The sequence below is a fragment of the Paracoccus suum genome, from assembly GCF_003324675.1.
Lineage (GTDB): Bacteria > Pseudomonadota > Alphaproteobacteria > Rhodobacterales > Rhodobacteraceae > Paracoccus > Paracoccus suum.
Genome location: NZ_CP030918.1, coordinates 3000373 through 3019213, shown reverse-complemented (window position 1 = coordinate 3019213; position 18841 = coordinate 3000373). Strand labels below are relative to the sequence as shown.

The following is an 18841-nucleotide window of genomic DNA, read 5'->3' as shown; positions in this document are numbered from 1 at the left end:
TACGGTCCGCTATGGCCCGCTTAGCGCGGTGCGCAACGCGACCTTACGCCTAGAAGAGCGCGAGATGGTGTTTGTCGCTGGCCCGAACGGAGCTGGAAAATCGACCCTTCTCAGGGCCATCGCCGGGGTTATTCCGACGGCAAGGGGCAGCGTTCACCTGCGCGGACGCAGGTTGACCGGGCTTTCCGCAGACCGGATCGTGGGCGCGGGGGTGAACCTGGTCCCGGAAGGGCGAGAGATATTCGGTGCGTTGTCGGTGGTCGAGAACCTGATGCTGGGCACCTATTTGCGGCGAGACAGGGCCGCCGCGCGCGAGGACCTCGACTGGGTGCTGGACCTCTTTCCCGCGCTGAGGCCGCGTCTCGGTGATTCCGCCGGCCTGCTTTCGGGCGGTCAGCAACAGATGCTGGCGATCGGCCGCGCGCTGATGACCCGGGCAGACCTGCTGATCATCGATGAGCTTTCGCTGGGACTGGCGCCCATGATCGTCGAACAAATCTACGAAACGCTGCTGCGCCTGCGCAAAGAACGCGGACTGACGTTCCTGATCGCAGAGCAGAGCTTTGCCCGCGCTGTCGACGTGGATGCGCGGCTGATACTGCTCAATACCGGCAGCATCGTCAGGGATGGGCGCGCGCGAGACCTCGCGAGGGACGAGGCGCTAGAACAAAGTTATTTCGGCATGGGGCAGGGGGTCGCCTGATGGTGGGTCTGGTTCAGTCCGGCATAGATGCCCTCAGCCTGGGCAGCCTTTACGCGCTGACCGCTCTGGGCATCGGCCTGATCTTCAGCGTTGTACGCCTCGTCAACTTTGCTCAAGGCATCTATATGGCGTTCTGCGCCTATGCGATTGTATTGCCGACCACGGGGGGCTTATCGCGGCTTTTCCTCGGCGCGCTTCCGACCTACGCGCTTGTAGCGACGGTCCTCCTGTTCGGCATCTTGCTGGCCCTTCTGTCCGAGGTCGTACTGTTTCGCTACATGCGCGGCGCGCAGCCTGCGACCATGATGGTCGCGTCCTTCGCGCTCGGCGCAGGCCTCCAAAACCTGCTGATGATGATCTACGGCAGCCGTCCGGTCGGCATAAACCTCTGGCCCGGCCTGGCCCGGTTGGTCGAGGTAGGGGGCGTGAACATCCCCTTGCTGCAGATCGTTACCGTGGTCGTCACGCTGGCTATCTTGGCCGCCCTCAGCCTGTTCCTGCGTAACACGCGCTTTGGCGCCGCCATGCGCGCATCGGCCGAGAATTTTCGGATGGCGCAAATGCTGGGCGTGCCCGCGAACCGGATCATTCTGGTCGCCTTTGCGATGTCGGGCGCGCTTGCGGCGGTGACGGCACTGCTGACCCTGCCGCAGACAGGGATGGCCAGCCTGACGATGGGCGAGGGGACGTTGCTGGTGGCGTTTGTTGCCACGGTGGTGGGCGGCCTCGGCAGCCTGACGGGCGCGGTCCTCAGCGCTTATCTTATTGGCGTGATCAGCGTGCTTTTCCAGATCGGGTTGCCTGTCGAAGTGCGCCCCTTCCGCAATGCTTTTGTCTACCTCTTCGTGATCGTCGTGCTGCTGCTGCGGCCGCAAGGGCTGTTCAACTTTGGCCAGAAGTCGGAGCGCATCTGATGACCCCATCCACATCCGCCCTTGTGGCCCGACATGCCACCCCGCTGCTACTTGCAGGGTTGCTGGTCCTGGTCGCCATGGGGTTCAGCCTGACCGGCTCCTCGGTGCTGTCCCGCATCGGCACCGGCATCATGATCAACGTCATCCTCGTCACCGGGTTTTACATCTTCATAGGCAACTCCGGCGTGCTCAGCTTCGGGCACATGGCCTTCGTGGGAATGTCCGCCTACATGACGGCCTGGCTTACGCTACGGCCTATGATGAAGGCCATGATGCTGAAGGGGCTGCCCGAGGTCCTGCAGCAGGCACAGGTCGAACCGTTCCTTGCCGTTCTCCTGTCGGCCTTGTTTGCTGCCCTTGCTGCCCTGTTGGCGGGCGCGGTCATCATGCGCCTGTCGGGTATCGCCTCAGCCATCGCGACCTTCGCGGTCCTCGCCATCTTCAACACCGTTTACTCCAACGCCGGGCCGATAACCGGAGGCGTTGGGTCCCTGGTCGGCATCCCGACGGGGCTGAAGATCTGGCACGTCACCGGCTTTGCGATCCTCGCCGTTTTCATCGCTTGGGCACATATCAATTCGGCATCGGGTCTTGCGCTGCGCGCGGTGCGGGACGAGGAAATCGCGGCCGAAGCGGTTGGCATCAGCGGCTACCGTGTACGGCTGCTCGCCTTTGTCCTCAGCGCCTTTGTCTGTGGGATTGCCGGCAGTCTGCAGGCCCGACACCTTGGAGTCATCCGGCCCGATGCCTTCTATCTGGCGGCCACGTTCCTTGCCCTCAGTATGCTGATCATCGGCGGGGTCTACAGCCTCAGCGGCGCGGTTGTGGGCGCGATCCTGCTGTCGGTGCTGATCGAAGTCTTGGTTTGGCTGGAGGGCGTGGGCAGGGTGGGGGGCTTTAATCTCGCGATCCCGGGTATCGCCGACTTCCTGGTTGCGGCGCTGACGTGTGTCTTCCTTGTAAAGCGCCCGCTGGGCCTCTTCGGCCACTTCGAGTTGGGCTGGCCCAAGGCCCTGCCCGGTCGCGACGCGTCGAACATGTCGTCCAGACACGAAACACAATCCTGAGGGGGGTTTATCAATGATCAGAACAGGTTCTGCGATTGGCTTTTGGGCCGCTCTGACGGTCGGGGCCAGCACCTTTGCGCCTGCGGCACTTGCTCGGGACGGCGAGGTGAAGATCGGCTTTGCCGTCGCCCAGTCAGGCTGGATGCAGGCCTATGACGAGGGCGCCACCAACGCCGCTATCATGGCGATGGACGAGATCAACGCAAAAGGCGGCCTGCTGGGAAAGAAGCTGGTCCCCGAGATCCGAGACACGCGCACCGATGTCGCCCGAACCGCGCAGGTGGCGCAGGAACTGTTGTCGATGGACGTGCCGATGATGCTGGTGTCGTGCGACTTCGATCTGGGCGCCCCGGCAGCCCTCGCGGCCGAGTCCGCTGGCAAGATCTCGATTTTCCTGTGTGCGGCTGACTTCAAGGCGGGCGCGCAGGGCATCGGTCCTCATTCCTATTCGGCGGCCTCGGTAGGCAACACGGAAGGAGCGACAATCGCGGAATGGGCCTACAGCAAGTTCAACATGCGCAAGCCCTTTACCTTGCTCGACGTGACGATTCAGTATGATCGGGGCCTGTGCAGCGGCTTTGAGTGGATGGCCCCTCAACTCGAGGGGGTCCAGATCGTCGGCGCTGATACTTTCGAAAACGGGGATACGTCCATCGCCGCCCAGATCAGCCGTATCAAGGCGGCAAATCCTGACGCGATCATGCTTTGCTCGTACATGCCCGGTGCAGCAAGCGCGATGCGTCAGATCCGGGCTGCCGGAATTACGGTCCCCATCCTTGCCGGAACCTCGATGGACGGCGAGGACTGGATTTCGTCCGCACCGGGTCTGAGCGGTTTTTACGGACTGGCCCGCGGCTCGATCCGGGGCGACGATCCGAACCCGGCAGTCAACGAGTTCGTCAAGAAATACGCCGCGCGGTTTGGCGCGGCCCCGGTCAGCCAGAGCACGTTTGACGGTTATGTCGCAATCGAGCTTTGGGCCAAGGCGGTCGAGAAAGCCGGCACCTTCGACGCCGATGCCGTCGTCAAAGTCATGGACAGCTTCAAGGACGAGCCGACGTTGCTGGGACCGCGAACCTTCACGCCCGATTTCCACATCCAGACTCAGATCCCGTTCCTGGTGACCGAGGTTTCTGACGGAAAGTCCAAGGTCATCGATACCGCCAAGCTCTCAAAGGTGATCCCCCTCGAAGTGTTCATGCAGCAATAGATCATTGCTGCGCCTGGCGACTCGACCGCCGATCTGTTCCCCGTTGGTAGGAGTGATCGGATTGGGACGCCCGGTTGGCTCTTTGGATAAGCAAGGCCGCTGGCTCCTGGTGGCGCCCTTCAAGGCGCCGCCTCACTTTTAAAAGCAGGACAGACATACCGATGGCCGACGTGCAATTTCCCCCCTCGATCTGGGTCGACACGACGCCAGCCCGGCCACTTTCCCCGTCGCTGGAGGCCGATTGTGAAACTGATGCTGTTGTCATCGGGGGCGGCTTCACCGGTCTCTCTGCGGCGCTGGAGTTCTTGCGCGCAGGCCAGGGGGTCGTGCTGCTGGAGGGAAAGGGGATCGGCTGGGGGGCGTCAGGACGCAACAACGGTCAGGTCATTCCGACGCTGTCCGCCGCCGAGCCTGACAAGATCATCACGCGACACGGGGCCGCGGGCGAACGCCTCGTCAAGCTGATCGGCAACAGCGCTTCTGCGCTTTTCGATCTGATCCGCGAGGAGGGCATCAATGCCGAGGCCGAGCAGACCGGATGGTTCCAGCCCGCTCACTCGCCTGGCCGCGTCGGCCTTTCGCGGCGCCGCGTCGAGGCATGGAACAAGCACGGTTTCCCGGCGCGCCTGCTGGATTGGGAAGAGACCCGCACGCTTCTGGGATCCGACCACTGGTTCGGCGGAATGTTCAATCCCACCGGCGGACATATCAACCCGCTGGCGCTGACGCGCGAATTGGCCGGTGTTGTGGCAGGCCGCGGGGCCACTATCCACGAGGGTACCCTTGCCACGGGTTGGCGGAAGGACGGGGACGCTTGGGTCGTAAGCACGGCCAACGGGGCCCGGGTGCGTGCGCGGCACATGATCCTCGCCACCAATGCTTACACTGGCGAGTTGGTCCCTGACCTTGATGCCCGACTGGCGCACACGATCGTGCCCATCGTCTCGTGGCAGATGTCAACACCGCCAATCCCCGAGGACATGCGGAGCGCCGTCATCCCGGGTCGCCAAGCCGTTTCCGATACCCGTGGCGATCTTCGTTTTTTTCGTTACGATGCCGGAAACCGGCTGATAACCGGCGGTGCCGTTATCGGCACGCGGGATGTCATCCGGCGCCTTACCGCTCGTGTCTCGGAAAATCTGGCCGAGGCATTTCCTGCCCTCGGTCGCCAGCCGATGACTCATGTATGGAATGGATATGTTGGCATGACGCCCGACTACATGCCGCGCATCCACCGCTTGGGCGATGGCGCCTGGACCTGGACCGGCTGCAACGGCAGGGGCGTGGCCCTGTCAGTGGCGTTGGGTCGCGAACTGGCCCGTGCTGCCTCGGGCGCACGGCTAGACTCGCTGGCGCTGCCGGAATCGAAGTTGCGGCCGCTGCCGCTTCACGGTCTGGTTCGCCGGATTGCACCCTCATACCTCGCCTGGCTGCGCCGCAAGGACCTGGCCGAGCAAAAGAACTGATTCCCGGAGGACGCCATGACTGAAGAGCTGCCAATTCTCGAACGCCGCCGCATCGAGGCGGAGATCCTCAAGTGGGTTCATAAGACCATCGAAGAACGCTCCGGCAGGGCAGAGGCGAATGCGGTCGTTGGTGAGGCCGTCTCGCGCGCGGCAATCGCCCACGGAAAGACCATGTCGGAACGCTTCGGCGGCACGCCCGACCTCGACGACTTCCTGGAAATCCTGCCTAACTGGACCAAGGGCGGTGCACTCGAGATCGAGATGCTGCACGCTTCGCCCGAGCAACTGGAATTCGATGTCGTGCGGTGCCGTTACGCCGAAATGTACCGCCAAATGGGCCTTGGCGACATCGGTGCGCTGCTCTCGTGCAATCGGGATGGCGATTTCTGCATCGGGTTCAATCCGGACATGAAACTCGACCGCCCGCATACGATCATGGCGGGGGACGATCACTGCGACTTTCGCTATCGGATGGCGTCCGGGTCCGGCGACGCCGGTGCCCCGCCCTCCGCCCCGGTCTCGCCCGTGGATGACGAAAGCGCTCGCTGAAGCATGGCCTATTGTCCGAAGGGATAAGTCTCGGGCACGCCCCGATGATGTTCGGGTCCCAGCGGGGTGACCGCCCGGGTGTTGTCGAACCAGACGAAGGCATCAAACTGCCGCGGCAGGACGGCTTGGCTATAGTGGCTTTGCAGTTCAGTTTCTCGCCGGTAAATGACGCCGATGAAACGTTCCAGCCGCGGCTCGCTTAGGCGTTGTCGCAACGCGTCGTGGACGCCAGGACGCAGGTCGAGAAGGAAGGCGGGCTTGCCGCTGTCGTGGAACTGCCGCTCGTAACTGTCGGGACGCGAGGGGTTGATCCGCTTCACCTCCATATCGCCATCCCAGTCACTCGCGGCAGCGACCGTGCCCAAATGCGTGCCAAAGCCAATGAGGGCTGCATCCTCACCGAAGGCCTCGCGGCAGAGTTGGCCGATGTTCAACTCGTCACGTGAGGTCCCCATTTCAGTGAAGCGGGCGTCGCCGATATGGCTGTTATGCGCCCAGACGATGGCCTTGGCCTCCGGCCCCTTGGCTTTAAGCAAATTCTGCAGGGTTTCGAACATGTGCGTGTCGCGCAGGTTCCAGCTGTCCGCGCCGCCATAGTACATGATCCGGTAGTACCGCTCGGCGGAGGCGATCAGCCGCGCGCTCTGCGCAGCATCGAGGAAGTCGTCGCCATCCTGCGCGGCATATTCCACCTGCTTTCGCAGCAAGTCGCGGCACTGCCGGATCACGCCTTCTTCGCATTCGGCGTAACCGCGCGACAGCGTGGCCCGTGCGTAGGTCGCCGGGTTCTTTTGCCAGGGAGTCAGGCAGCCGTAGCGCTCGCGCGCGATTTTGGCCGCTGCGGGATCGACCTCGTCGAGATAGTCGAGCACCGCGCCGATCGAGCCTGACATGTTGTAGATGTCGAGGCCGTAAAAGCCTGCCCGGCCCTCCATTTCCGCGATGGTGGCGTTGTGCGCGTGCAGCCAGTTGATCAGTTGCTGGACATCCGTGTTACGCCACATCCAGGTGGGAAACCGCTGGAACGGTGGGTCCGCTGCGGCGCCGGGGCGGGCAGGGCGGCGGCGAACTTAGCGGTCGATCCGGGCGGCGTCCGGCCAGTCCGCCTCGACGGCGACGATCTTGAAGCCGTGATGTTCGATGAGATGCCGGGTGATCGCGGCGCGAGCCTGGTAGAATTCGCTGGTGCCGTGGCTCGCCTCGCCCAGCAGCACTACGCGACGGTCCGCAAATCTGTCGAACATTGCCCCAAAGGCCGGGTTATCGAACGCTGGCAAATCCTCGCCCGCTGCCCCGATCATCTGCGCAAGGGTCTGGCCGTGCGCCTTGCCCGGGACATGGGTGGTTGCCGCGCGGTCTTCCTCGGGCCAGCCATGGGTGCCGATCAGCGGCACGAAGCTGACCGCGCCAAGGCTGTGCTCCTCGAAACGATCCTGGGAGAGGCGGGTGATCTTGAACAGCTTCTGATTTCCCTGCTCACCTATAGGAATGATCAGGCGACCACCGATGGCGAGTTGGCGCTTGAGGGTGTCCGGGACGGAGCGGGCGCCGGCAGAGCCGAGAATCGCCTCGAAGGGAGCCTCCGCCTCAAGGCCGTGCGTGCCGTCACCGATGAGGATGTGGACATTGTCGTAGCCGAGGGCGCTCAATCGCTCTAGCGCGAGCTTGGCCAACGTGGCGTGGCGCTCGATCGCGTAAACTGTGGCTGCGAGTTGGCCGAGGACCGCCGCGGCGTAGCCCGAGCCCGCGCCGACCTCTAGCACGCGGTCGCCGGGTTCGATCTCGGCCGCCTCAATCATGAGCGCCACGACATAAGGCTGCGAGATGGTCTGGCCTTCCCCAATCGGAAGGGGCGCATCATCATAGGCGAACTCTTCGAGGCCGTCGTCTACGAACCGCTCGCGGGGGACCCTTCGCATGGCGCTTAGAACCCGCTCGTCGCGGATGCCACGAGCGGCGATGTGGACATTAACCATGCGCTCGCGAAACTTGTTGTAATCGGTCACTGCAGCTTCCCGATTCATCGGTGGCGTAGGAAGGCGGAACTCGGGGGGCGGCTGATTTTCCGGTCGCCGAAGGCCGCGCGAACCGCCCCCGCGGCCATATTTGTAGCCAGTGCGGCGCGCGTTTCCCGCGTCATCCAAGTCAAAGTGCAGCCAGCCTCAAAACAAGGCTGCCCTATGCGTTTCCTTGGCGTCGGCGCGTTTCCCAGCCCTTTTTCGCGGCGGCAGAGCGTTTCGCTGCCCCCTCGCCGGATGCGGCCTGGGCATCCCCCTTGCGCGAGGGAGCGTGACTCTCCGATTTTCCTCGGCCAGAGCCCGATTTCTTGCCGCCGCCGCTCTCCTTGTTCACCGTCGCCCAAGCCCGGCTCTCTGCCTCTGACTTGGACACGCCACGGTCCTCATATCCTTGCTCGATATGCTCGGCCTGGCGCTTTTGCTTGTCGGTGTAGCTCGACTTGTCACCCCGGGGCATGATCGCTCTCCTCGTATTGCCCTCAGCAATACGTCAACTCGCTGCGTTGCGGTTTGTTCGGGGCGAAAACAATTGTGATTGGCGGGTGCGGAGATGTTCGCAGGGCTGAAGGGGCGCCCCGTCCCGCGGGGACGCTAATCGCGAGGATGCGTCGCGGCTAGCTCCCGTACCTTAGCCTACAGCCGATGCGAGGAACGATTGAGCGGCGGTCCAGGCGGCGATGTTCGCCTCGGCATTTGCCGCTGGGGTGCCCCCCATCGTGGTGGCGATGCCGCTGACCGGGTGGACGTGCGCAATGGCGGTCGTCGGGACATAGGGGAACAGGATCGAGTGGCCGGCCTCTGGGGTATTGACCCATTCGGCGGTGCGGCCCGCCGCAAGCAGGCTCGATTGCACGATCAGCGAATAGAGATTCGACGGCCACGCGCCATCGTCTCCACCCGAAATCAACAGGACCGGGCCGGCGATGCGCTCGACCGGGATGCGGGCGCGCGCCATCGCAGCCGGATCGCCGAGGGCGGTGCGCATGGCGTCGGCGTTCCGGCGTTGGTGGCGCGCGTTGTCATAGGGCTCCCAACTGGCGGTCACGTTGTCCTGCCACTGGTGGACCAGCGGCTCGCCATTCAGCGTCCAGCCCGGCCCGTCTCTGCCCAGTGCAGGGTCGGCTGCGGCCTGGCCGCCATGGACGAAGGCGCTGGGAACATAGGCGAGGACGGCCGATACCTTGTCCGGGTAGGTCGCGCCCAGTAGCAGCGACAGCTCGCCCCCGCGCGACTGTCCGGCGACCGCGACGAAATCGCCCCGCGGCTTGACCGTCCGCCGCAGCCAGTCGAGGCCGCGCGCGAAATATTCCAGGGGCGTGTTCGAGATATAGCGCGGCAGTCCCGGCGCCCCGAAATAGCCGAGCGCCAGGGCCGCGACCCCGCGGCTTGCCCAGAGAGCGGCGCGCGGCTCGTTGATGCCGCCGCCCGAGCCGTTGAGGATCATGATTGCCGGATGCGGCCCAGCGCCGGCAGGCGTAAAAAGGGTGCCAACCAGCCCGTCTTCGGCAAGCGGCTGTCGGGTGACACCGGGCGCCATCAGGGTCTGCGTCATCATTGCGGTTGCGATCGGCGCGCTCTCAAGGCGCGCCGTCAACGTCGTCTCCAGCGGCTGGGAGGGGTCGTCGTGAAACACCCCGCCTTCGCCGCGCTGGGACCAGATGAGGCCCATCGCGTCGACCGCCTGGTAGCTGCCCGACAGCGGTGCGTCCCGCGACAGATCAAGCGTGCCCGCATCATCCGCCCAATAACGGGCTGAAGCACGCCACATCCGGTCGCCGCGCTGGGTTTCGGACGTGATCTCGATCTCGGCCCCGGCCGGCACGCCGCGCAGGATGATGCTGCGCGGCACGTCGATCAGCGCCGACTGCGGGGTGACGGACAGGTCCGGCACTGCTGTCTGGGCCATGGCAGTCACTCGGCCTTGCTGACCTGCATCGCCTCGGTCCGGTCGCTGTTGTAAGGCACCACCTTCAGGTCCGGGCGGCTGGCCCAGATGTTCTTGTAGTGGAACAGCGGGATGATCCCGACATCGTCCATCACCACCTTGACCGCGTCCTTGATGATCGCCTCGCGCTTGGCGTCATCGAACTCGGAACTCGCCGCCGCCAGTGCCTCGTCCAGCTTGGGGTTGCTGTAACGGCCCCAGTTGGACGCGCCGAGGCCCTTTTCCTTGTCGTTGGTAGCAAGGATCGAGGTCATGGCATAGGTGCCCTCGGCCGTGCCGTTGCCCCAGCCGATCATCGACATCGCGTACTCGTTCTTGTTCGCAGCGCCCGAGTAGACCGAGAACGGGACCACCTCGACCTGGGTCTGAACGCCAATCCGGCTCCAGAACTGGGCGATGGCCTGCGCGGTCTCGGGGGCCAGCGGATAGCGGTCGCCCGGAACGTGCATGGTCAGCTTGAAGCCTTCGGGATAACCCGCGTCGGACAGCAACTTTTTGGCGCCATCCGGATCAAAGGCGATCTCGGCATGGTCGGGATCATACCCAAAGGTGTCGGCCGGCATCCACTGCGTCGCTACAGTGGCGCCGCCGCGCATGACCCGGTCGACCACCGCCTCACGGTTGATAGCCATGTTCAGCGCTTGGCGCACCTTGACGTCCAGCAGCGGGTTCTTGTCCAGCGGCTTGCCGGCGTTGTCGGTGATGAACTTGTTCGGCTCGGGGTTGAAGCTGGGCTGCAGGATCAGCACGCGCAGACCCGGATAGGACCAGACCTTGACCTTGTTGTTGTCCTCGAGCGTCTTGATGTCCGAGACCGAGACCTTGTCGATCACGTCCACGTCGCCCGACAGCAGTGCGGCGGTGCGGGCGGCGGGGTTGGCGATGTAACGATAGCTGACCTTGTCCCAGACCTGCTTGTCGCCCCAGTAATTGTCGTCCCGCTTCATCTCGATGCGATCGCCGGGCGTGTAGCTGACGAAGGCATAGGGGCCTGAGGTGACCATCGCCTTGCCGCTGTTGTAGTCGTCGGTGGTCGCCGTCTCGCCGACATGCTTGCTGACGATATAGATGGACGACAGGTTGATCGGCAGGATCGGGTCGGGCGCCTTGGTGGTGATTACGACTGTGTGCGGGTCCTTGACCTCGACCTTGTCGACGGTGCGCAGGAAGCTCTTGAAGCTGGCGACGCTGCCCGGCACGTCGAGCGCGCGCTGATAGGAGAAGGCGACGTCATCGGCCGTGACCGGGGTGCCGTCGGTCCAGACCGCGTTGTCGCGCAGCTTGAATTCCCAGGTCGTCGGGTCGGTGTTCTTCCACTCGGCGGCGAGGCCGGGGATCAGCCCGCCTTCGGTACGCTGGCCGACGATGGTGGGCCAGAAGTGCTGCGAGACGGAGTGGTCGCCCGCGTGGTTGTTCAACTGCGGGTCGATGGACGACACCGGGTCGGCGAAACCGATAGTCAGGTCCTCGGCCCAGGCGCTCAGCGGCAAGGCCGCCAGTGCCGTGGACAGGATCAGGGACTTCAGGTGTTTGGTCATGGTTTCAGGCTCCCTTATTGCGGGCGGTGGGATTTCCGCCCAGCGTGTCATTGAGGTGGCAGGCACTGAGGTGCTGCGGCGCGACCAGCTTGAGGGCCGGGCGTTCGACGCGGCAGCGGTCGAAAGCAAACGGGCAACGGGTGTGGTAGTGACAGCCCGGCGGCGGTGCGATCGGGCTGGGGATTTCGCCCTTGACCGGGACGAATACCTTGCGCCGCTGGCGCAGGTCCGGGATCTCGGCCAGCAGGCCGATGGTGTAGGGATGGTTCGGGTTGGCAAAGAACTCGGCCGCCGGCGCATCCTCGACGATGCGGCCCAGATACATGATCACCACCCTGTCCGCGACGTGCTGGACGACGCGCAGATCGTGGCTGATGAAAAGGTAGGTCAGGTCCAGTTCGCGCCGCAAGGACATGAACAGGTTCAGGATCTGCGCCTGGATCGACACGTCCAGCGAAGCGACGGATTCGTCGCAGACGAGGAACCGCGGCTGCATCGCCAACGCCCGCGCGATCGACACGCGCTGGCGCTGCCCGCCCGAGAACTGGTGCGGAAAGCGGAACCGGAACGCCGGGTCGAGGCCGGCGCGCGTCATCTGCGCGGCGACATAGGCGTCCACCTCGGAGGGCTTAGTCAGGCCATGAAACAGGGGCGCCTCGCTCAACGCGCGGTCGACTCGGATGCGCGGGTTCAGGCTGGCCTGCGGGTCCTGAAAGATCAGCTGCACCTGACGGTGAATCTCGCGCCCCGCCATGGGGTCGTGGCCAAAGACGCTGACCTTGCCAGCGGTGGCGCGCAGCAGGCCCGCCGCGATCCGGCCGAGGGTGGACTTGCCGCTGCCCGACTCGCCCACGAGGCCGACAAAGCCGCCGCGCTCGATTGTCAGGTCAATGCCATCCAGCGCATGAACGACGGGCTGCGGTGGCGCCAGTCGAAGTTTCTGCATCAGGCCGGGCTTGGCGCCGAAGGTCCGGGTCACGCCCGTCATCCGCAGCGCCACGGTGTCGTCCTGCTCTCGGTCGAAGGCGGTCATGCGGCAGTCTCGGGTTGGGAAGGGTCGCCGGTCAGCGGGTTAAAGCAGCGCACCATGTGGTGGTCGGCGCCGGCCTCGGGGGCGGGCTGGCGCAGGCATTCGGGCGTCATCCGGGCGCAGCGCGGATGAAAGGCACAGCCCTGCGGCGGGTTCAGCAGACTGGGTGTGGTTCCCTGAATCTGGGTCAGCATGCTGCCCGGGGCGGCGCTACCCGGCAGGCTGCCGATCAGGCCCGCAGTGTAGGGATGCCGCGTGCGATCCAGCACTGCGTCCACGTCGCCCTGCTCGACGATCCGGCCCGCATACATGACCGCGATGCTGTCGGCGATGCCGGCGATGACCGACAGATCATGCGTGATCCAGATCAGCGCCATGCCCCGCTTGCGCGTCAACTCCTGCACCTCGGCCAGGATCTGCGCCTGGATCGAGACATCGAGCGCGGTCGTTGGCTCGTCGGCGATGATCAGGTCAGGGTGGTTCAGCAGGGCAGTGGCGATGGCCACGCGCTGGCGCATGCCGCCCGACATCTGGTGCGGATAGGCGTCCAGCCGCGCCTCGGGGCTGGGGATACCCATTGCCCCCAAGGCATCGCGGGCCCGCGCGCGGGCGGCGGCCTTGCCGACACGCTCGTGCGCCTGGATCGCCTCGATCATCTGCGTGCCGACCATCAGCACGGGGTTCAGGGTCATCATCGGGTCCTGGAACACCATGGCGATGCGGTTGCCGCGCAGGCGGCGCATCTCCTCCGCCGGAAGTTGGGTCAGGTCGCGGTCACGGAACATGATCCGGCCGCCCGCGATCTCACCTGGCGGGTCGATCAGGCCCATGATGGAAAAGCCCGTGACGGATTTTCCCGAACCGCTCTCGCCCACCAGTCCCAGCGTCTCGCCGGGTGCGAGCGAGAAGGACACGTCGCGCACGGCGTCGAGCGTGCCATCCTCAGAGCGAAAGCGGGTGTGCAGGTTCTCGACCTTCAGCAGCGGCGCAGTCATCGCAGAGACCTCGGGTCCAGAACCTCGCGCAGGCGGTCGGCCACGAGATTGATCGCCACGATCGCCAGCAGCAGCGTCAGGCCGGGAAAGAAGCTGATCCAGTATTCGCCGGACAGCATGAACTGAAAGCCGTTCGCCACCAGCAGGCCCAGCGAGGGTTGCGTGACCGGCACGCCAAGGCCGAGGAAGCTGAGCGTCGCCTCCAGCGTGATGGCACGGGCCACTTGCAGCGCCGCGATCACCAATAGCGGCGGCAGGCAGTTGGGCAGGATATGGCGCAGCAGGATGCGGCGGATCGGGAGGCCCAGGCCGCGGGCGGCCTCGACATAGTCACGCTTGCCTTCGACCAGGGCCTGACCGCGCGCGGTGCGGGCGTAGTAGGCCCATTCCAGAAGCACCAGCGTCAGGATCACGTTGCCCACGCCCTTGCCCAGCAGTGCCAGCAGCAGCAGCGCAATCAGGATCGAGGGCAGGGACATCAGCAGGTCAACGACACGCATGATGAGCGCATCGAGAAAGCCGCCGCTCCACGCCGCGATGAGGCCGAGGACCGTCCCGAGAACGCCCGCGATGACGGCTGAGCCGACCCCGACCGTCAGGCTGGTGCGCAAGCCGTAGAGGATCGCCGACAGCAAATCGCGCCCCTGTCCGTCGGTCCCGAGCCAATAGGTCAGATCGCCGGCGAGGTTCTTGCTGCCCGGCTCGAGCCGGGCGTCCATCACGTCGATGGCGCGCAGGTCGAACGGGTTCTGCGGCGCGATCTGCGGGGCGAACAGCGCGCCGAAGATCAGCAGCGTCAGCAGCACCAGCCCGACGACGGCCGTGGGCGAGCGCAGGAAGCGGCGCAGTGTGCCGGCCCGCGCCTTGACCGGGCGCACGGTGGCGGAGGTGACGCTCATGCCGCGGCCTCCACACGCACGCGGGGATCGAGGAAGCGGTAAAGGATGTCGACGACCAGGTTGATAAGAACGAACAAAGTGACGACCACCAGCAGGTAGGCGACCACGACGGGGCGATCCAAAGCGTTGATGCTGTCAAGGATCAGCTTGCCCGCCCCCGGCCACGAGAAGATGCTTTCCGTCACGACCGCAAAAGCGATGGTCGAGCCGAGTTCGATGCCCAGCACCGTGACCAGAGGGATCATGATGTTGCGCAGGATATGCATGACCACGATCCGGCCGGGCCGCAGGCCCTTGGCACGGGCAAAGCGGACGTAATCCAGCGGCATGACCTCGCGCACGCCGGCGCGTGTCAGGCGGATCACCAGCGATATCTTGAACAGCGCCAGGTTGATCGCCGGCAGGATCATGTGCCGCAGCCCGTCGAGTGTCAGGAACGACCAGTTGACGCCGAAGACGCGCACCGTCTCGCCCCGGCCGCTGGCCGGCAGCCAGTGCAGCGAGACGCTGAAGGTCATGATCAGCAGCAGGCCGACCCAGAACGAGGGCAGCGAAAAGCCGAGGATCGAGCCTGTGGTGATGCCGCGACCCAGCCAGCTGTCCGGACGCAGCCCGGCGTAAAGGCCCAGCGGCACCCCGAACAGGATCGCCAGGAACAAGGCTGAAAACGCCAGCTCCAGCGTTGCCGGCAGGCGCTGCAGGATCAGCGTTACCGCAGGCACGTTATAGACGAAGCTGCGGCCCAGATCACCGTGCAGCGCGCTGACCAGGAAGCGCCAGTATTGCTCGAGCAGCGGCCGGTCCAGGCCAAGTTCTGCGATCAGTTGGGCCCTGTCAGCCTGGGTGGCGTCCGGCGCCAGCAGCATGTCGGCCGGGCTGCCGATCATGTGCATGCCCATGAACACCACCACGGACATGGCGAAAACCACCAATACCGCCTGCGCGATCCTTCGGATCAACCAGAGGATCATGCGACCACATCCTCGGCGCCTTCGGTCCACGGGGTCCACTCGTCGCCAAAGATTTCCAGTTCTGAATAGGCCTGGCCGCGGGCGAAGTGGGTCTCGACATCCTCGACATAGAGGCTGGCGGCGATCCCCTGCGACAGGCGCAGGGCGCCGTCGCTGATGGCGGGAATATCGCCGGACACGGTGCCATGTGACATGACCGCCGGGTAACAGAAGCAATGGACCCGCTGCAGGCCGGGACAGGCGCCCGGCTCGCGCGGCAGGAACTCGAATGCCTGGCCAAGGTCTGGCAGGGCGGCGAGGCCGGGGTCGGCATCGGCCGGCATGCCGCGATCAGCCCAGCTGCGGGCGCAGGCGGCGATCTCGGACAGGTAGGGGCGGGCGGCCCAATCGACCTTGAAGCCGGTCGAGAAGATCACGAAGTCGCAGCGCACGGGGCCGCGCGTGGTCTGGATCAGCACCTCGTCGCCGACCATCTCGGCCGAGACCAGCGCGCTGCCTTGCCGGAAGCGGGCATTCGGAAAGGCCGAGACGCGCAGCATGCTGCCGCGGGGGGGCGGCAATTGCTCGCGCGCGACATAACTGTTGATGCGCCATTTCCAGTCGTCGGGTAGCGAGGCATAACCCGCCACTGCGCCGGCGTTGCCCATGCCCTTGCCACGGTTGATACGCGGAATCTCGGCGCGCCGGATCAGTAGATCGACACTGGTCGCACCCGCCTCCAACGCGGTGCCGGCGCTGTCCATGGCCGAGGCACCCGCGCCAACCACAACCACGCGCTTTCCGCGCAGCTCGTTGTAATCATTGTCATCGGACGAATGCGCCCAGCGGTCGGACGGCAGCGAGTGCGCCAGCGGTGGCACCGATGCCCCCCAAGGCCGTCGCGTCCGGTCGCCAGCACGACATGCCGCGCGCGCAAGGTCAGCGGGCCGTCAGGGGTCTCCATGTCCAGCAGCACATGGTCGGGGCGCAGGTGAATCTTGGTGATGCGATGCTCATTGCGCACGTCGATGTCCATGACTGCGCGGAACCAGCGAAGGTAATCCATCCACTGCAGGCGCGGGATCTTGTCCAGCGCCTCCCAGGCGGCGAGGCCGAACTGCGCCTCGAACCAGGCGCGGAAGGTCAGTGAGGGGATGCCAAGTGCCGGGCCGGTCAGGGACTTGGGCGAGCGAAGGGTTTCCATGCGCGCGGTCGTGGCCCAGGGCCCTTCCAGACCGCGCGGCCGGGCGTCGAAGTTGCGCACGGCGACGCCGATGTTGCGCAGCGCGCCCGCGGCGGCGAGGCCCGCCATGCCGGCGCCGATGATCGCGACGTCCAGCAACGGCTCGCCATCCACCAATACGTCGGGAACCCAGCGCTGAGAGGGCAGGGTGAGCAGCGCGAGATCGCGCGCGACGCGGGCGTTCAGCGCCTCAAGGCCCTCGGGTTTGAAGTTGGCGTTCATATCGGTGCTCACAAGTTCTCGTCCTTGGTCAGCGAGGTGAGGAAGGACTGGTGGTCCTCGGGGGCGATCTGGTTGAAGCCGTCGAGCGTGTCCGCAGCGGCGCGCAGGGCGGCCACAAGCGGCCGCGCGCGCTCGCCCAGCACCGAGGCGCGTGCGGTGACGACGCCGAAGGCATACGGGATCGCGGTATCCAGCGGCAGGATGCGCACGCCGGGGGTCGGCGCGCCGCGCGGGGTCAGCGGCTCGACGATCGCGACCCCTGCGCCGGCGCGGATGAAGGCCATCGCGTTGATGGTGGAATTGGTGCGGATGATGTTCGACGGCTCGACCCCGACCGCGCGCAGGGCGGCGCGGATACGGGCGGGAACACCCCGGCGCAGGGACATGCCGATCAGGGGGCGGCCGCGCAGCGCCGCGAGCGGGATGGGACCGTCCTCGGAGGCCAGCGGGTCATCCTCGGGGACTGCGAGAACGCAGGCGGCAGCGCCGAGCCACTCGACCGTCAGGTCGCGATGCAGAAGCGGCGCACTGGTCGCGCCAATTTCGGCTGCGCCCGTCACGATGGCGTTCTGGACAAGGTCCGGCGTCTCGATCTGTACCGCAAGGCGCAGGTTCTGAACGCCGCCCAGCGCCTTCCAGGCCTCGGGCAGCAGGCCCATGGCCATGGACGAGGTGGCGGCGACGCGCACCGGCGGCGCGGCCTGGGTCGCGCCCTCGCGCGCGCGCTCCCACAAATCATCAAAGCCGGAGAGGGCCCGCGCGACATCGTCGCGCAGCAGCATGCCATGCGAGGTCAGCACCAGCCGCTGGCCCGACCGCTCGAACAGCGGGCGGCCCAGATCCCGCTCCAGCTCCTGGATCATGCGGCTCACCGAAGGTTGCGAGCAGCCGAGGCTGCGCGCCGCCGCCGTCACGCTGCCAAGCGCCGCGACCTCGAGATATGCCTCAAGAACCTTCAGGCGGGGCATGTCAGGCGTCTTCCCGGACCGGATCGCCGAGAACGTGCATCAGCCGGTTGGCCCAGCCGAAGAGTGAAGTGGACAGGATCAGGTCCACGATCTCGGCGTCCTCCAGCCCGGCTTCGCGCAGGCGCGCCATGTCGGCCGGGCCGGCGGCGGGTGGGCATTGCGAGAGCTTGACGGCGAAATCAAAGATCGCCTGGTCGCGCTCGCCCAGCTTCGCGGATTCGCCTTGGGCGAAGATCTCGTCCATCACGGCGGAATCGCGCGACAGCTGCGCGTGGCGGTTGGCGTGGACGGCGGCGCAATAGACGCAGCGGTTGACAATCGAGGCGCCGATTGCGCCCAGTTCACGCTCGGCCCGGCCGAGGCCGCCGGTCTCGTACATGATGGCGTTGAAGAGCGGCGAGCGCACGGCCAGCGTTTCCGGGTCATGCGCCAGGACCAGAACGTAGTCCGACACCTTGGTGTTGGACGGCGTGACCTTCAGCGCGTCCAGTTGCTCGGCCGAGGCTTCCTTCAGATCGAGTGGCGTGACCCGTGGCTGCCAGCCGGGAATGGTGCGGGTAAAGCGGTGCAGGATACGGCTCATTGGGCGGCTCCTTCCAGCAGCGCCATTCCGGCGGCGACGCGGCACTGGTAGCTGATGAAGGCCACCAGCTCGCACAGGCGGACGATATCCGCCTCGGACACGCCGGCCGCTTTCAGCGCCTCGACATCGGCTGCGGTGACATCCTTGGGATGGGTCGCCACGCCATCGACAAAGCCGAGGATGGTGTCCGTGCCTGCGGCCGGGTCAGCGACCTTCAGGGCCTCGCCATCCAGCCCCTCGCGCCAATTGGCTGCCATGGCGTCCTGCCCGTTGAGGGTGGCGATGCGTGCGGCAACGGCCCGGCGCCAGTCTGCCCACCATGCCCCGCCGTCGCGCGGCGCGATGACCGCCGTCTCGGCGGCGCGGCTCAGCGCGACGATATTGGGCCGTGCGGCCGCGACCGGCGCTGCCGTGGGACTATCCCACAAATTTGCGGAAGTTTCGCGCATGACCCATCCTTCGGGTATTATGTTTCATACTTGATGCAGGATATGCATAAACAAGCCGCGGACGTTGGGTCAACAGTTTTTGTCCCGGGCCA

The 18841-nt window shown here is 65.6% G+C and carries 19 protein-coding genes and 1 pseudogene; 6 read left to right on the top strand and 14 right to left on the bottom strand.

Going from position 1 to position 18841, the window contains the following annotated elements; translation table 11 throughout:
* Positions 1–28 precede the first annotated feature (28 nt).
* The 6 genes from DRW48_RS14640 (at position 29) to DRW48_RS14615 (ending at position 5909) form a co-directional block, all read left to right on the top strand.
* Positions 29–703 carry an ABC transporter ATP-binding protein gene (locus DRW48_RS14640; protein ID WP_241963293.1) on the top strand — a complete coding sequence of 225 codons (675 nt, stop codon included), beginning with the start codon at positions 29–31 and terminating at the stop codon, positions 701–703.
* Positions 703–1617 (top strand): branched-chain amino acid ABC transporter permease, encoded by a 915-nt coding sequence (locus DRW48_RS14635; protein ID WP_162784789.1) that lies wholly within the window; start codon positions 703–705, stop codon positions 1615–1617. Before DRW48_RS14640 ends, DRW48_RS14635 begins: the two co-directional genes overlap by 1 nt.
* 131 nt (positions 1618–1748) lie before the next feature.
* A complete protein-coding gene (locus DRW48_RS14630) occupies positions 1749–2684 on the top strand; it encodes a branched-chain amino acid ABC transporter permease (RefSeq protein ID WP_162784788.1) in 936 nt (311 codons plus the stop codon).
* 13 nt (positions 2685–2697) lie between these two features.
* Positions 2698–3894 (top strand): ABC transporter substrate-binding protein, encoded by a 1197-nt coding sequence (locus DRW48_RS14625; protein WP_114077065.1) that lies wholly within the window; start codon positions 2698–2700, stop codon positions 3892–3894.
* A 161-nt stretch (positions 3895–4055) separates the two neighbouring features.
* A complete protein-coding gene (locus DRW48_RS14620) occupies positions 4056–5360 on the top strand; it encodes an NAD(P)/FAD-dependent oxidoreductase (RefSeq protein ID WP_114077064.1) in 1305 nt (434 codons plus the stop codon).
* A 15-nt stretch (positions 5361–5375) separates the two neighbouring features.
* Positions 5376–5909, top strand: coding sequence for an L-2-amino-thiazoline-4-carboxylic acid hydrolase (locus DRW48_RS14615; RefSeq protein WP_114077063.1), 534 nt, complete (start codon positions 5376–5378; stop codon positions 5907–5909).
* Positions 5910–5917: 8 nt separating this feature from the next.
* Here DRW48_RS14615 and DRW48_RS16410 read toward each other — a convergent pair.
* The 14 genes and pseudogenes from DRW48_RS16410 to DRW48_RS14555 all read right to left on the bottom strand — a co-directional run.
* Positions 5918–6967 (bottom strand): annotated as a pseudogene (locus DRW48_RS16410) (erythromycin esterase family protein); the annotation flags it as partial.
* 12 nt (positions 6968–6979) lie between these two features.
* Complete coding sequence (locus DRW48_RS16405) at positions 6980–7915, bottom strand: protein-L-isoaspartate(D-aspartate) O-methyltransferase (protein WP_241963291.1); 936 nt, start codon at positions 7913–7915, stop codon at positions 6980–6982.
* Positions 7916–8087: 172 nt separating this feature from the next.
* The gene (locus DRW48_RS14605; protein ID WP_114077062.1) at positions 8088–8384 is read right to left on the bottom strand and encodes a plasmid stabilization protein; all 297 of its coding nucleotides are present in this window, start codon (positions 8382–8384) and stop codon (positions 8088–8090) included.
* A 171-nt stretch (positions 8385–8555) separates the two neighbouring features.
* Positions 8556–9833, bottom strand: a complete 1278-nt coding sequence (locus DRW48_RS14600) for an acyl-CoA thioester hydrolase/BAAT C-terminal domain-containing protein (RefSeq protein ID WP_199286123.1) — start codon at positions 9831–9833, stop codon at positions 8556–8558.
* A 5-nt stretch (positions 9834–9838) separates the two neighbouring features.
* On the bottom strand, positions 9839–11410 hold the full coding sequence (locus DRW48_RS14595; RefSeq protein ID WP_199286122.1) for an ABC transporter substrate-binding protein: 1572 nt from the start codon (positions 11408–11410) through the stop codon (positions 9839–9841).
* 4 nt (positions 11411–11414) lie between these two features.
* Positions 11415–12443 (bottom strand): ABC transporter ATP-binding protein, encoded by a 1029-nt coding sequence (locus DRW48_RS14590; RefSeq protein WP_114077061.1) that lies wholly within the window; start codon positions 12441–12443, stop codon positions 11415–11417.
* Entirely contained in the window at positions 12440–13435 is a 996-nt protein-coding gene (locus DRW48_RS14585; protein WP_114077060.1) for an ABC transporter ATP-binding protein, read from the bottom strand. The genes DRW48_RS14590 and DRW48_RS14585 overlap by 4 nt, the downstream gene beginning before the upstream one ends.
* Positions 13432–14334, bottom strand: a complete 903-nt coding sequence (locus DRW48_RS14580) for an ABC transporter permease (protein WP_114077059.1) — start codon at positions 14332–14334, stop codon at positions 13432–13434. Before DRW48_RS14580 ends, DRW48_RS14585 begins: the two co-directional genes overlap by 4 nt.
* Entirely contained in the window at positions 14331–15305 is a 975-nt protein-coding gene (locus DRW48_RS14575) for an ABC transporter permease (RefSeq protein WP_114077058.1), read from the bottom strand. Before DRW48_RS14575 ends, DRW48_RS14580 begins: the two co-directional genes overlap by 4 nt.
* Positions 15302–16048, bottom strand: a complete 747-nt coding sequence (locus DRW48_RS16185) for a hypothetical protein (RefSeq protein WP_199286121.1) — start codon at positions 16046–16048, stop codon at positions 15302–15304. The genes DRW48_RS14575 and DRW48_RS16185 overlap by 4 nt, the downstream gene beginning before the upstream one ends.
* The gene (locus DRW48_RS16180; protein ID WP_199286120.1) at positions 15994–16761 is read right to left on the bottom strand and encodes an FAD/NAD(P)-binding protein; all 768 of its coding nucleotides are present in this window, start codon (positions 16759–16761) and stop codon (positions 15994–15996) included. The genes DRW48_RS16185 and DRW48_RS16180 overlap by 55 nt, the downstream gene beginning before the upstream one ends.
* Positions 16758–17717: a LysR family transcriptional regulator gene (locus DRW48_RS14565; protein ID WP_114077057.1), complete on the bottom strand. Its 960-nt coding sequence runs from the start codon at positions 17715–17717 to the stop codon at positions 16758–16760. Before DRW48_RS14565 ends, DRW48_RS16180 begins: the two co-directional genes overlap by 4 nt.
* A gap of 1 nt (position 17718) precedes the next feature.
* Entirely contained in the window at positions 17719–18300 is a 582-nt protein-coding gene (locus tag DRW48_RS14560; RefSeq protein ID WP_114077056.1) for a peroxidase-related enzyme, read from the bottom strand.
* Positions 18297–18749: a hypothetical protein gene (locus tag DRW48_RS14555; RefSeq protein WP_114077055.1), complete on the bottom strand. Its 453-nt coding sequence runs from the start codon at positions 18747–18749 to the stop codon at positions 18297–18299. Before DRW48_RS14555 ends, DRW48_RS14560 begins: the two co-directional genes overlap by 4 nt.
* Between the last annotated feature and the right edge of the window lie 92 nt (positions 18750–18841).

Coding starts and splice junctions, on each gene's coding strand:
- DRW48_RS14585 (WP_114077060.1), bottom strand. CDS start 13,435: ATGACTGCGCCGCTGCTGAAGGTCGAGAACCTGCACACCCGCTTTCGC.
- DRW48_RS14590 (WP_114077061.1), bottom strand. CDS start 12,443: ATGACCGCCTTCGACCGAGAGCAGGACGACACCGTGGCGCTGCGGATG.
- DRW48_RS14575 (WP_114077058.1), bottom strand. CDS start 15,305: ATGATCCTCTGGTTGATCCGAAGGATCGCGCAGGCGGTATTGGTGGTT.
- DRW48_RS14555 (WP_114077055.1), bottom strand. CDS start 18,749: ATGCGCGAAACTTCCGCAAATTTGTGGGATAGTCCCACGGCAGCGCCG.
- DRW48_RS14600 (WP_199286123.1), bottom strand. CDS start 9,833: ATGGCCCAGACAGCAGTGCCGGACCTGTCCGTCACCCCGCAGTCGGCG.
- DRW48_RS14595 (WP_199286122.1), bottom strand. CDS start 11,410: ATGACCAAACACCTGAAGTCCCTGATCCTGTCCACGGCACTGGCGGCC.
- DRW48_RS14580 (WP_114077059.1), bottom strand. CDS start 14,334: ATGAGCGTCACCTCCGCCACCGTGCGCCCGGTCAAGGCGCGGGCCGGC.
- DRW48_RS14560 (WP_114077056.1), bottom strand. CDS start 18,300: ATGAGCCGTATCCTGCACCGCTTTACCCGCACCATTCCCGGCTGGCAG.
- DRW48_RS14635 (WP_162784789.1), top strand. CDS start 703: ATGGTGGGTCTGGTTCAGTCCGGCATAGATGCCCTCAGCCTGGGCAGC.
- DRW48_RS14565 (WP_114077057.1), bottom strand. CDS start 17,717: ATGCCCCGCCTGAAGGTTCTTGAGGCATATCTCGAGGTCGCGGCGCTT.
- DRW48_RS14605 (WP_114077062.1), bottom strand. CDS start 8,384: ATGCCCCGGGGTGACAAGTCGAGCTACACCGACAAGCAAAAGCGCCAG.
- DRW48_RS14615 (WP_114077063.1), top strand. CDS start 5,376: ATGACTGAAGAGCTGCCAATTCTCGAACGCCGCCGCATCGAGGCGGAG.
- DRW48_RS14620 (WP_114077064.1), top strand. CDS start 4,056: ATGGCCGACGTGCAATTTCCCCCCTCGATCTGGGTCGACACGACGCCA.
- DRW48_RS14630 (WP_162784788.1), top strand. CDS start 1,749: ATGATCAACGTCATCCTCGTCACCGGGTTTTACATCTTCATAGGCAAC.
- DRW48_RS16185 (WP_199286121.1), bottom strand. CDS start 16,048: ATGGACAGCGCCGGCACCGCGTTGGAGGCGGGTGCGACCAGTGTCGAT.
- DRW48_RS14625 (WP_114077065.1), top strand. CDS start 2,698: ATGATCAGAACAGGTTCTGCGATTGGCTTTTGGGCCGCTCTGACGGTC.